A 12,431-nucleotide genomic window follows, 5' to 3' on the forward strand; every position below is an offset into this window, starting at 1 on the left:
TTTCTGCGATAGATCTCAGCAGCCTTCTAGCATTGGCCGGGGAGCTTAAAAGGTAAGTCGTTGTATCGATTTCTAAAGGGTCTGGCTTTCTTTTTCGCATGGCTCTGCTTCCTGTGTAAGGGAAGCAGAGTATGAATCAGCGATTCCAGAGATGTTTCCTTAAAAACTGTAGTCCCCTTCCGACTACTTTGACGTCTTAAATCCGCTGTATTTGTCAGGAAGTTCGGCGCCTGTTAGCAGACAGTCGAAAACAAGCTCCGGATCTACCTGGCACCAATATACAAACCTCAACTCTTCCAAATTGACCAGTGTCGACTGGGCATTGACCAGAAAACGAGGCTCCTGCCATTGCTGGGCAATTACAGCAAGGGCCTGAGGCCCGCGTACGATCCATGTCGCACATCCACCAGCAATGCTTGGCAGATAACCATTGTGGAGTAGTAGGCGCAGGGCAGCCTCCAGGGTTTCAATCTCTTGCAGGTTGATCCAGCGCGCATGGGGAGCCTCGCAATCATCGCCGGCATGTACGCTGTCGCGGGTGATAAGTAATCGCGAAGGTATCGTCATTGCAATCTCACTGTGGGCAATGGAGGCCATATCAATCAGGATAATCCCCCAACTCCGGCGCCAGCATCCGCGTCTTCACCGCCCCGTTCGAATTGTGCTGAATGATCTCGCTCGGCTGCCCCTGCGCATTGAAAGACACCTGCCCGATCCCCGCTGAATTCCACAGCCGCTCACCCGCTTCGGCATGTTCCGGGGTATAGGGCACGATGCGCATGCGTCGGCGTTTGGTAAACCAGTTCAACGGCGAGCGCGGCGAGTAGAGCCAGCGGTTGAGGCGGTCGAACCATTCCAGAAGGGTTTTCGGGAACTCGTTCTTGATCCCGCTGCTGGTGATCTGCCAGATCCGTGGCCCGGCTTTGCGGTGTCGGATAAGCACTTCGTAGACGAAGGAATAATGTACGTCGCCGGACAGCACCACGTAGTTTCCGGGTGTGCGGTTGTGTCGGAAAATGTTCAGGATCACCTGCGCCGCACCGCGATGAGCCATCCAGTTTTCCGCGTCGACCAGCAGCGGATAGCCGCACCAGCTGAAAACCTTCTGCACGGTTTCGATCAGCTTCACGCCGAAGATCGGCGCGGGGGAAACAATGATTGCTGACGGATGATCGAGCAGCTCCTGTTGCAGTTCGCTCAGCGCTTCCCAGTCCAGTAAACCGGAGGGTTGCTTGAGTGCCATCTCGCTGCGCCAGCGGCGGGTGCGGGTGTCGAGCACCACCAGCGCCGGGCTGCTCGGCAGCACGAAATGCCAGTGCTGAAAGCGCAGCAAATCATCGATCAGCGCGTCCTGCACCGGGCTGTCGAGATATTGATCGTCACCACTGGCGCTCAGGCGGCGAGTGTTCTCCAGCACATCCTTGAACGCGTCCGGATTATTGCCCCAGCCCTGGCACAACATGTACGCGATCAAGGCGTTGCCGATGATGCGTTTGGAGAACGGGTGGCCGTAGGCGGTTTCCTCCCATTGCGCGGAAAGATTCCAGTCATCGGTGATGTCGTGGTCGTCGAAAATCATCAGGCTTGGCAGGTGCGCCAAGGCTCGGGCGACGTTGTTCAGGCCGGCCGTAAATCCATCGATGCGAGTCTGTTCGAGGGTGTAGCGCTTGAGCCGTTCCGGGGTCATTACCGGCGCTTGCGGGGTGATCAGGGTCCAGGCAACCGGAGACCACACCAGCAGATACATCGCCATCACTTCGGCGAACGTCACCAGGTGATTGTCGGCGCTGCTGCTGGTGAAAATCGGCTTACGCGCACCGCCGAAAAATCGCTCGCGCAAGGTCTCGTTGCTCTCCAGCGCCGGCAACAAATCCGCGCGGTGGTAGTAACTGGCCGGGTGCTTGTAAAGCTTGGCGCTGTCGCTGACCACCGCGCCTTCGAGGTGTTCGTCGAACAGGCCGAGGCGTTCGATCAAGGCGTGAATTGCCCGCAGCATCGGCCCGGCGACGTCGTCGGCGTAGATCTGGTCGCCGCTCATCATCAGCAGGGCTGGACGTTGTTGCGGATCGGTTTCGGCAGCCAACAGTTGATCGACGCACAGCAAACCGTCTGCCGCCGGGTGATGGGGCTTGCGGCAAGAACCATGCAGCAACTGATCGATCCGCGAGCGCACGACAAGGTTCGGGCAGTGGGCATTGCCGTACAGCAGATGCGGCGCCCATGCGGCGATGGGCGTCTGGCCGTCGATCAGCAGGTCGTAGTCAATACGCGTGTCGCAGGGCAGGGTGCTGTCGAGCACAACGTCGATCAGATGGACGAACGCGTGACGGCCTACGGGGATGACCGTGCATTTCCCGGCATCGAGAGGAATGTCTCCTACACCTTGCAGACGCAAGGTCAGCGCCAGCTCGCGGGAGCCGACCAACCACAGCACCACTCGCGTTGGTTCCAGCCGTCGCAGCAGCGGGCCGGCCAAAACGGGAGGCAGCGGATTCAGGTCAGCAGGTATCGGGGACATTCGGGGGCAAAGCTCAAGGCGCACAGGCTGGCGATGATAGCGCAGCCGGCGCCTTGAACCCTTAAACGAGGCTTAAGAACCGACCTTCTGCAACTTCAGATTCAGCAGTCGCCATTCGGCCGACGCGGGTTGCTCCTGCACCGAGCAGTCGAAGCTATAAGTGACGTCATCGCCGTTCATGTTGCGCGCGGTGACCTTGTTGCTGAGGGTGTAGACCTGATCCTTGAAGCGCTTGGTGACAATGGCAGAGCTGTCGGCGAAGCGCGCCGACGCCGGGAAGCGCAGCGTGCTGGTGACCAGCGTGCCGCACATGACATACGCGAGCATCGATTCATCGCTGTCGGCATTTTGCCCAAGCTTGTCGCGCAGCGCGGTGAGCGCTTTACGGCCCTGCGCGTCGCTCTGATCCAGGACGGTTTTTTCCGATATCGATTTCGGTGCCCGGCTCGCGTAATTCGGCAGCAGTGCGGAATCCGGCGGAGAAGGTTGGTTATCCGGCTCGATCGCGGCAAAGCCCGGCGCGTTTTCCAGCGCCGCGGACGTCGAATCCGACTCGGCTTCGGGCAACAGACTGGTGGTCACATCGCTCTGCGTGATCACGTCTTCGATTGGCGCTTTTGCGGATTTATGCTCCGACGGGAATATCGACAGCAAGATCGACAGCACCACCATGCCGACGATAAAACCGCCCGCCGCGCCAACGATGTTGCCGTAAAACAGATTCCAGCTGCCGCGGTTTTTCACCACCCAGCGCCACATGAAACCCCAGGCGGCGATAAATGCCAGAAAACTCAGAAACTCCATTCGATCCTTTCCTTAAACCTTCAATAGCCTGCAAAACAGCACTCACTGGCGGTGAGTGCTGAAGATGGACGGCAAGATATCAAAATAGAGGTCTGACGCCACGAAGACATTTACATGCCGAGATTGGGCGGATTGATCTGGGCAAAAAACATGATCGCGGTTATGCCGGCCACTACGCCGCAAAGGCCGGCCAGTAGCTGACGCGCGACAGGGTGTTCGACTTGCGAGCGGCGGGCCACCAGCATCCATACACCGCTCAGCGCCGCAGCGGTTGCGAGCATTTCCAGAATCGATCCCATGACCCCCGGGACCGGTGGCCGGCTAGAGCCGAATAGTCCGATACAAAGCTGCGAAACCACCAGGCCAACAATCATGCCGCTGGCAGCGCCCAACACATTGGCGAGTAGCAGGTTCCAAGCCCCACGCTGCCTGACGACCCAGACCCACATGCCTATCCAGGCAATAAAGAAAAACACAAAATCCATCGTATCCACCCTTCGCAACCAGTCGCGGTACAAACGCTCGGCACCTTGCCGACAGTGGACGGCACGATAGCAAAATAGTAGCGTCGCGCCACTTTCTTGATTCCTGTAATGGACTACGCATGCCAAAAGTCGCTTCTGTTCTGCGCACGCTCTGTGCAATCACGCTCGCCAGCTCCATTACTCCGGCAATCGCCGCCTGGAAAGAGCCTCCGGAGAGCAGTTGGCAGTATTACCTCGCCAACTGCCAGCGAATGCAGGAGAAAATGGCCGACGTCCAGAGCGGTCGCGTACCTGGCGCCTTTGAGGTGGCAGGTGATCTGGAAGGCAGCCTGCGGATCATCAATGAGCGCCGCTTGAACCTGACGCCCCAATACCTCGGCTCCCGCGAATTCGCGCAATGCGAAAACGTCGCCGCCCAGGCCGAGGCAACGATTGCCCAAGGCAAAGCCGAGTTCGCCGCCAGAATGAATCAAGCGGCTGAGCAAGGGCGTATCGCCCACCAGAATTCCCCCGAATACCAACGCGCGCGTTCACTCGGCTACAGCGACGTCGGCGACATCTCCTTCCTGAAACTGCACGAAGACATGGACGGCGAAGCCCGCCTGAAAACCATGCTGATCACCGTCGACGAAGTCTGCGGCCAATACTTCCGCGCCACGCAATATGTGAAGCCGTATGTGATTTATACCGTTCGCCCATCGGATGGCGGTTGTGGCGAGGAAAAACGCGTGGCGATCGTCGGTGGCCGGTCGGTGGAGAAGGGCGATTACATCGATGAGCGGGGCGAGTTTCAGTATGTGGGCTGGAAGAAGATTGTGGGGGCGGATGGATTTGCGACGGATATTCGGGTGTTGAAGGCTCGGCGCTAAAAAGAACAAACACCATCAACGGCTGACAGGCCATGGTTTTATTAATAAGTTGAGTTTTTTATGCAAGTATCTGGCAGGTTTGAGAGGCATGCGGCGTATCTCCGTGAGGGCTGGAAAGGAAGAGCACTCATAGCACTCTTGGGGTTTGTCTTGTATTGGCTGATGCAAGCCGCAGGTGGATATGTTTTTCGAGAGAGTTCCGGTGAGTTTCTGGTGGTAGTGGGCGCTCATTTGGTCGCCTGCATTGCGATGCTTGTGCTGTTTTGGCTGCTTCGAAAAATGCATCCGATCGGCAACCGTTTCAAAGGGGAAGGTTTTTCGAGCAATGCCTTTTGGCTAGGTCTGGCCAGCGTGGCGTTGCTGTATGTGACCAGCTATGCATTTTCGAAATGGATAGGGCAGCCTCCCGAGCCATTTATGCAGCAATTCATGAACGCGCTGAAGACGGGATCAATCTATAACAGCGGGATATTGCTGTTCCTCATTCTTGTACTGGCGCCATTGGGTGAAGAACTGGCTTTCCGTCATTTCCTGATCAATCTGTTTGCCTTCAAGAAGACGTTTTGGCGATACACCGCAATCTTGTTTTCAGCCGTGCTGTTTACAGCCGTTCATTGGCAATACTCGTTCAAAACGACCTTCGTGTCTCTCTTTGTTCTGGCGTTGATGTTGGCGATTGCCAGGCTCGCAACAGGGGGGCTGATGCTACCGATGATAATGCATGCTTTCGCCGGCCTGCTTGCGGTCGGACTTTATCCGTTTTTTTATTCTTGACCTGCTGCAGGTGCGGCGAGGGTTTCTTCTTCGATCGCTGCTCGTAGGCGCAAGAGTGCGAAGTAATGGGGGGCGGTTCGTCCCCCAAATTACTGAATATCCTTTAAGTAGTTAGTGAGCAGGGTCAGCGGTTGCTGAAACTGTTCAACAGACTCGGCCTGGCTGAACACCATCGACAGTCTGTGCAGCTCGCGGCCCAAGGGTTTCTCGACCCCACCCACTGCACTCATCGCCAACGCAAGGCACTCGTTCAGCTTGAACTGAATAGTCTCGACATCTCCGCGTCGCACCAGCAATTCGAACACGTCTTTTTGATAATCACCCATGACCATGTCATCCCGCAGAATCGGGCTCAGGCCTTCCTCCTCGTAAGCAAGTTTGAGGGAGAACAGGGCGACGGTTTCCAGTGACGTTTCCATGCAGTGAACCCTTTGAGATGTCCTGTCGGTGAAACAGAGGAAGATCAAAAGATCGCAGCCTTCGGCAGCTCCTACAACAGCGGCCACTTTTTGGCAGACGAAAAAAAAGGCCTTGCTAAGCAAGACCTTTCTTAATTTTGGTGCCCCGAGGGAGACTCGAACTCCCACTCCTTTCGAAAACGGATTTTGAATCCGCCGCGTCTACCAATTCCGCCATCAGGGCTCAATGGCGGCGAAGTATAGAGAGGTGACTACCGTTGGTCAATCACGTTTCATGGTCAATTTTCGATATTTCCGCTAGACTTTCCGGCCCTGCTAGACGAACCCCATCATGCGCGTTGCTGACTTTACCTTCGAGCTTCCTGATTCGCTGATTGCCCGCCACCCTTTGGCCGAGCGTCGCGGTAGTCGCCTGCTGACCCTTGATGGGCCGAGCGGCGCCCTTGCACACCGTCAATTCACTGATTTGCTTGAGCATTTGCGCCCGGGCGATTTGATGGTATTCAACAATACCCGGGTGATTCCGGCGCGGTTGTTCGGGCAGAAAGCCTCGGGCGGCAAGCTGGAAATCCTCATCGAACGCGTGCTCGATACGCACCGCGTGCTGGCCCATGTGCGTTCCAGCAAGTCGCCGAAGCCGGGTTCGAAGATCCTGATCGACGGCGGTGGCGAAGCCGAGATGCTCGCGCGTCACGATGCGCTGTTCGAGTTGGGCTTTGCTGAAGAAGTGCTGCCGCTGCTCGATCGCGTCGGGCACATGCCGTTGCCTCCTTATATAGACCGCCCGGATGAAGGCTCGGATCGCGAGCGCTATCAGACCGTGTACGCCCAGCGCCTCGGTGCGGTGGCAGCGCCGACGGCGGGGCTGCATTTCGATCAGCCGCTGATGGAGGCGATTGCCGCCAAGGGCGTCGAGACCGCGTTCGTCACGCTGCACGTCGGTGCGGGGACGTTCCAGCCGGTGCGCGTCGACAAGATCGAAGATCACCACATGCACAGCGAGTGGCTGGAAGTCGGCCAGGATGTGGTCGACGCCGTTGCGGCGTGCCGCGCGCGTGGTGGACGGGTGATTGCCGTGGGCACCACCAGTGTGCGTTCGCTGGAAAGTGCTGCGCGCGATGGCGTGCTCAAGCCGTTCAGTGGCGACACCGACATCTTTATCTACCCGGGCCGGCCGTTCCATGTGGTCGACGCCCTGGTCACCAACTTCCATTTGCCCGAATCCACGCTGTTGATGCTGGTTTCGGCGTTCGCCGGTTATCCCGAAACCATGGCCGCCTATAAAGCCGCCGTCGACAACGGCTACCGCTTTTTCAGCTACGGTGATGCGATGTTCATCACCCGTAATCCCGCCCCGACTGCCCCTGAACAAACAGGCCCAGAGGAAACAGAATGAGTCGCGAATGTCGCATGTCCTTTGAACTGCTTGCCACCGATGGCAAGGCTCGTCGTGGTCGTCTGACCTTCCCGCGTGGCACCGTCGAGACCCCGGCCTTCATGCCGGTGGGCACCTACGGCACGGTCAAGGGCATGTTGCCGCGTGACATCGTCGCCACTGGCGCGGAAATCATTCTGGGCAACACCTTCCACCTGTGGCTGCGCCCGGGCACCGAGGTGATCAAGGAGCACGGCGACCTGCACGATTTCATGCAGTGGAAAGGCCCGATCCTCACCGACTCCGGTGGTTTTCAGGTGTTCAGCCTGGGCGCGATGCGCAAGATCAAGGAGGAGGGCGTGACCTTCGCCTCTCCGGTCGATGGCTCGAAAGTTTTCATGGGCCCGGAAGAATCGATGCAGGTGCAGCGCGATCTCGGTTCCGACATCGTGATGATCTTCGACGAATGCACGCCGTACCCGGCTGACGAAGATGTCGCTCGCGTTTCGATGGAGCTGTCGCTGCGTTGGGCCCAGCGCTCGAAAAACGCGCATGGCGACAACACCGCAGCGCTGTTCGGCATCGTTCAGGGCGGCATGCACCAGGATCTGCGCATGCGCTCGCTGGAAGGCCTGGACAAGATCGGCTTCGATGGCCTGGCCATCGGCGGTCTGTCGGTGGGCGAGCCGAAGCACGAGATGATCAAGGTGCTGGATTATCTGCCGGGCATGATGCCGGCTGACAAACCTCGTTACCTTATGGGCGTTGGCAAACCGGAAGATCTGGTTGAGGGTGTGCGCCGCGGTGTGGACATGTTCGATTGCGTGATGCCAACCCGTAATGCCCGCAATGGGCATCTGTTCATTGATACAGGCGTGCTGAAGATCCGTAACGCGTTCCATCGCCATGATGATTCGCCGCTGGATCCGACCTGCGATTGCTATACCTGCCAGAACTTCTCCCGCGCTTATCTGCATCACCTGGACAAGTGCGGCGAAATGCTCGGCAGCATGCTCAATACCATCCATAACTTGCGCCATTATCAGGTGCTGATGGCTGGTTTGCGCGAGGCTATTCAACAGGGTACATTGGCCGCCTTTGTCGATGCCTTCTACGCCAAACGCGGGCTCCCCGTTCCGCCTTTGGACTGAGTTTTCTGACCCCAAGATTCAACATTTGCAACTGGAGTGCTAAATGAGCTTTTTTATCTCTAACGCCATGGCTGACGCAGCTGCACCGGCTGCTGCAGGCCCAATGGGCGGCGGCTTCGAGTGGATTTTCCTGGTCGGCTTCCTGGTCATCTTCTACCTGATGATCTGGCGTCCACAGGCCAAGCGCGCCAAAGAGCAGAAGAACCTGCTGAGCAGCCTTGCGAAGGGTGACGAAGTGGTCACCACCGGCGGCATCGCCGGCAAGATCACCAAAGTGGCCGATGACTTCGTGGTTCTGGAAGTTTCCGACACCGTGGAAATGAAGTTCCAGAAGGGCGCCATCGCCGCCACGCTGCCAAAAGGCACGCTGAAAGCGATCTAAGGTTCCAACTTCTACTCAATCGACGGGGCGCGCAAGGCGCCCCGCGTTCATAACGGGCGGCGTGATGCTGAACAAATATCCTCTGTGGAAATACATTCTGATCCTGGCGGTGCTGGCGGTCGGTCTGATTTATTCCGCTCCCAATCTATACCCCGATGACCCGGCCATTCAGATCAGCGGCGCCAGCACGGCTCTGCAGGTCAATCAGGCCGATCTGGATCGCGTAAGCACTGCGCTCAAAGAGTCCGGCATCAACGTCAAGGCAGCCACACTGGCAGCCAACGGCAAGGGCGGTCTGATCCGTCTGACCAAGGCTGAAGACCAGTTGCCGGCCAAGGACGTTGTGCGCAAGGCATTGGGTGATGACTACGTCGTCGCACTGAACCTGGCACAGACCACCCCGCAATGGCTGCGCAACCTCGGCGCGCACCCGATGAAGCTGGGTCTGGACTTGTCCGGTGGTGTGCACTTCCTGCTGGAAGTGGACATGGACAAAGCCCTCGACGCTCGCCTGAAAGTCTACGAAGGCGACGTCAAGAGTCTGCTGCGCAAAGAGAAGCTGCGCTATCGCAGCCTGCCACAACTGGGCGGCGCCATTCAGTTGGGCTTCAGCGATGCTGACTCCCGCGAACAGGCCCGTGCGCTGATCCGCAAGAACTTCAACGATTTCGACATTGTTCCGGCCGACCTCAACGGTCAACCGGTGCTGCGTCTGGCGATGACCCCGGCCAAGCTGGCGGAAATCCGTGAATACTCCATCAAGCAGAACTTGACCACGGTACGTAACCGCGTCAACGAGCTGGGTGTTGCCGAACCGATCGTTCAGCGTCAGGGCGCCAACCGCATCGTGGTTGAGCTGCCGGGCGTGCAGGACACTGCCGAAGCCAAGCGTATTCTCGGCAAGACGGCCAACCTTGAGTTCCGTCTGGCTGCAGAGCCGGGTGCTTCGAAAGCCACTTCCGAAACTTTCGAGTTCCGTGAAGGCAAGCGTCCTCCTGCGCAGATCGAGCGTGGCCTGATCATCACCGGTGACCAGGTGACCGACGCCAAGGCCGGTTTCGGCGAGCACGGCACACCTGAAGTGAACATCCGTCTGGATGGCCACGGTGGCGAGCTGATGAGCCGCGCGACCCGTTCGAACGTCGGCCGCAGCATGGCGGTGATCTTCATCGAACAGCGTCCGGTGACCACTTACACCAAGCAGGTTGTCGACGGCGTCGAGAAAGACGTGCCGGTGCAGACCTTCAAGGAAGAGAAGAAGATCATCAGCCTGGCGACCATTCAGTCGCCGCTGGGTGCGCAGTTCCGTATCACCGGCCTGAACGGCCAGGGCGAATCGTCCGAGCTGGCGCTGCTGCTGCGTGCCGGTGGTCTGGCCGCACCGATGTACTTCGCTGAAGAGCGCACAATCGGTCCGAGCCTGGGTGCTGACAACATCACCAAAGGTATCGATGCATCGCTGTGGGGCATGCTGTTCGTCTCGCTGTTCATCATCGCCATCTACCGCTTCTTCGGTTTGATCGCCACGGTCGCGCTGGCGGTGAACATGGTGCTGCTGCTGGCGCTGATGTCGCTGCTGGGGGCAACGCTGACCCTGCCGGGTATCGCCGGTATCGTCTTGACCATGGGTATGGCGGTCGACGCCAACGTGCTGATCTTCTCGCGGATCCGTGAAGAGATCGCCGCCGGCATGACCGTGCAGCGTGCAATCAACGAAGGCTTCGGCCGGGCATTCACCGCGATTCTCGACGCCAACCTGACCACTCTGCTGGTCGGCGGCATCCTCTTCGCCATGGGCACCGGCCCGGTGAAGGGCTTCGCAGTGACCATGTCCCTCGGGATCTTTACCTCGATGTTCACGGCCATCATGGTGACCCGCGCAATGGTCAACCTGATCTTCGGCGGACGTGACTTCAAGAAGTTGTGGATTTAAGGGGCTGCCATGTTACGTACAATCAACTTCATGGGCGTTCGCAACTTCGCGTTCGGCGTCACAGTGTTTCTCACGTTGCTGGCTATTTTCAGCGTCGTCCACAAGGGCATGAACTGGGGCCTGGACTTCACCGGCGGTACGCTCATCGAGCTGACCTACGAGCGTCCGGCCGATGTCACCAAGGTGCGTGAAGAACTGGTGACTTCCGGTTATCACGAAGCCATCGTGCAGAGCTTTGGTGCAACCACCGACTTGCTCGTACGTATGCCAGGCGAAGACCCGCAGTTGGGTCATCAGGTCGCCGAGGCCTTGCAGAAAGTCGGCGGCGACAACCCGGCGACGGTCAAGCGTGTCGAGTTCGTCGGCCCGCAGGTCGGTGAAGAACTGCGCGACCAGGGCGGCCTCGGCATGCTGCTGGCGCTCGGCGGCATCCTGATCTACCTGGCTTTCCGCTTTCAGTGGAAATTCGCGGTCGGCGCGATCGTTTCGCTGATTCACGACGTGATCGTGACTGTCGGTATCCTGTCGTTCTTCCAGATCACCTTCGACCTGACGGTACTGGCGGCGGTACTGGCGATCATCGGTTACTCGCTGAACGACACCATCGTCGTGTTCGACCGGGTTCGTGAGAACTTCCGTGTGCTGCGTAAGGCTTCGCTGATCGAGAACATCAACATCTCGACCACCCAGACCCTGCTGCGGACCATGGCAACGTCGATCTCCACCTTGCTGGCGATCGCTGCGCTGCTGTTCTTCGGTGGCGACAACCTGTTCGGCTTCTCCATTGCCCTGTTCATCGGTGTTCTGGCGGGTACTTACTCGTCGATCTACATCGCGAACGTGGTACTGATCTGGCTGAACCTGAGCACTGAGGATCTGATTCCTCCGGCCAACACCGAGAAGGAAGTCGACGACCGTCCATAACGGCCATCGCTTCACCGGTTGTCAGCCCGAAAAAGGCGCGAGTTGAACTCGCGCCTTTTTTTATGCTCCAAGGCTGGGAGAAGCGCGGGCGCGTCCCGCATGTGATGGTCAGGAGGTTCATGTGAACAAGTCGTTGCTGGTTGGTGCGGTATTGGGTGCTGTCGGTGTGACTGCCGGGGGTGCTGTTGCCACCTACAGCCTGGTTAAAAGCGGCCCTGAGTATGCGCAAGTGCTGGCCGTAGAACCGGTCAAGACACAGATCAAGACTCCACGTGAAGTGTGCAAGGATGTGGCGGTAACCCGGCAGAAACCGGTTCAGGATCAGCACCAGATCGTGGGTACGGTGCTCGGTGCGGTCGGTGGTGGCCTGTTGGGTAACATGGTCGGCGGCGGTAACGGCAAGAAGCTTGCCACCGTTGCTGGTGCGGTCGGTGGCGGTTATGCCGGTAACAAGGTGCAGGAAGGCATGCAGAACCGCGACACCTACACGACCACCCAGACTCGCTGTAACACAGTGAATGACATCAGTGACAAGGTTGTCGGTTACGACGTGCGTTATTCGCTGGATGGCAAGGAAGGCAAAGTGCGGATGGATCGCGATCCGGGCAACCAGATTCCGGTCGACAAGGAAGGCAAGCTGATTCTGTCGCAGAATCAGCCAGGTCAATAACGGTCTGTTCGTTTTAAAAAGAAGCACCCTTCGGGGTGCTTTTTTGTGCGCGCGATTCAAGCCCCACCACAAATCCCCTGTAGGAGTGAGCCTGCTCGGGGGGGGGGGGGGGGGGGGGAAAAGGGGG

13 protein-coding genes and 1 tRNA gene are annotated in these 12,431 nt (G+C 58.3%); 8 read left to right on the forward strand and 6 right to left on the reverse strand.

Translation table 11 applies throughout. From position 1 onward, the window contains the following. Positions 1-183: 183 nt before the first annotated feature. The 4 genes from AC27VU_RS26770 to AC27VU_RS26785 all read right to left on the reverse strand — a co-directional run bounded on the left by AC27VU_RS26770 (position 184) and on the right by AC27VU_RS26785 (position 3,840). Positions 184-567 carry a hypothetical protein gene (locus AC27VU_RS26770; protein WP_045122032.1) on the reverse strand — a complete coding sequence of 128 codons (384 nt, stop codon included), beginning with the start codon at positions 565-567 and terminating at the stop codon, positions 184-186. Positions 568-598: 31 nt separating this feature from the next. Then, positions 599-2,518, reverse strand: a complete 1,920-nt coding sequence (locus AC27VU_RS26775) for an alkaline phosphatase D family protein (RefSeq protein WP_488725254.1) — start codon at positions 2,516-2,518, stop codon at positions 599-601. 72 nt (positions 2,519-2,590) lie between these two features. Continuing rightward, positions 2,591-3,322, reverse strand: a complete 732-nt coding sequence (locus AC27VU_RS26780) for a hypothetical protein (RefSeq protein ID WP_488725255.1) — start codon at positions 3,320-3,322, stop codon at positions 2,591-2,593. 110 nt (positions 3,323-3,432) lie between these two features. Then, positions 3,433-3,840 carry a hypothetical protein gene (locus tag AC27VU_RS26785; RefSeq protein WP_488725256.1) on the reverse strand — a complete coding sequence of 136 codons (408 nt, stop codon included), beginning with the start codon at positions 3,838-3,840 and terminating at the stop codon, positions 3,433-3,435. Between the two features lie 86 nt (positions 3,841-3,926). Here AC27VU_RS26785 and AC27VU_RS26790 point away from each other — a divergent pair, with 86 nt between their 5' ends. Then, a complete protein-coding gene (locus tag AC27VU_RS26790) occupies positions 3,927-4,676 on the forward strand; it encodes a hypothetical protein (RefSeq protein ID WP_488725257.1) in 750 nt (249 codons plus the stop codon). A 60-nt stretch (positions 4,677-4,736) separates the two neighbouring features. Next, positions 4,737-5,450, forward strand: coding sequence for a CPBP family intramembrane glutamic endopeptidase (locus AC27VU_RS26795; RefSeq protein WP_488725258.1), 714 nt, complete (start codon positions 4,737-4,739; stop codon positions 5,448-5,450). Positions 5,451-5,539: 89 nt separating this feature from the next. Here AC27VU_RS26795 and AC27VU_RS26800 read toward each other — a convergent pair whose 3' ends face one another. Both AC27VU_RS26800 and AC27VU_RS26805 read right to left on the reverse strand, forming a co-directional pair. Continuing rightward, positions 5,540-5,869 carry a hypothetical protein gene (locus AC27VU_RS26800; RefSeq protein ID WP_262142686.1) on the reverse strand — a complete coding sequence of 110 codons (330 nt, stop codon included), beginning with the start codon at positions 5,867-5,869 and terminating at the stop codon, positions 5,540-5,542. Between the two features lie 138 nt (positions 5,870-6,007). After that, a tRNA-Leu gene (locus AC27VU_RS26805) sits at positions 6,008-6,092 on the reverse strand. A gap of 108 nt (positions 6,093-6,200) precedes the next feature. Between AC27VU_RS26805 and queA the strand changes: the two genes are divergently transcribed. The 6 genes from queA (at position 6,201) to AC27VU_RS26835 (ending at position 12,304) form a co-directional block, all read left to right on the forward strand. Next, positions 6,201-7,265, forward strand: coding sequence for a tRNA preQ1(34) S-adenosylmethionine ribosyltransferase-isomerase QueA (gene queA / locus AC27VU_RS26810; RefSeq protein WP_488725259.1), 1,065 nt, complete (start codon positions 6,201-6,203; stop codon positions 7,263-7,265). A 14-nt stretch (positions 7,266-7,279) separates the two neighbouring features. Further along, the gene (gene tgt, locus AC27VU_RS26815; protein WP_161794909.1) at positions 7,280-8,395 is read left to right on the forward strand and encodes a tRNA guanosine(34) transglycosylase Tgt; all 1,116 of its coding nucleotides are present in this window, start codon (positions 7,280-7,282) and stop codon (positions 8,393-8,395) included. Between the two features lie 43 nt (positions 8,396-8,438). Further along, positions 8,439-8,777, forward strand: coding sequence for a preprotein translocase subunit YajC (gene yajC, locus AC27VU_RS26820; protein ID WP_003227923.1), 339 nt, complete (start codon positions 8,439-8,441; stop codon positions 8,775-8,777). A 64-nt stretch (positions 8,778-8,841) separates the two neighbouring features. Then, the gene (secD, locus tag AC27VU_RS26825; RefSeq protein WP_488725260.1) at positions 8,842-10,710 is read left to right on the forward strand and encodes a protein translocase subunit SecD; all 1,869 of its coding nucleotides are present in this window, start codon (positions 8,842-8,844) and stop codon (positions 10,708-10,710) included. 9 nt (positions 10,711-10,719) lie between these two features. Further along, entirely contained in the window at positions 10,720-11,634 is a 915-nt protein-coding gene (gene secF / locus AC27VU_RS26830; RefSeq protein ID WP_003227920.1) for a protein translocase subunit SecF, read from the forward strand. A 121-nt stretch (positions 11,635-11,755) separates the two neighbouring features. After that, positions 11,756-12,304: a glycine zipper 2TM domain-containing protein gene (locus AC27VU_RS26835; protein ID WP_003227918.1), complete on the forward strand. Its 549-nt coding sequence runs from the start codon at positions 11,756-11,758 to the stop codon at positions 12,302-12,304. Positions 12,305-12,431 lie beyond the last annotated feature (127 nt).

It is taken from the genome of Pseudomonas sp. 14P5.3.2, from assembly GCF_057799175.1.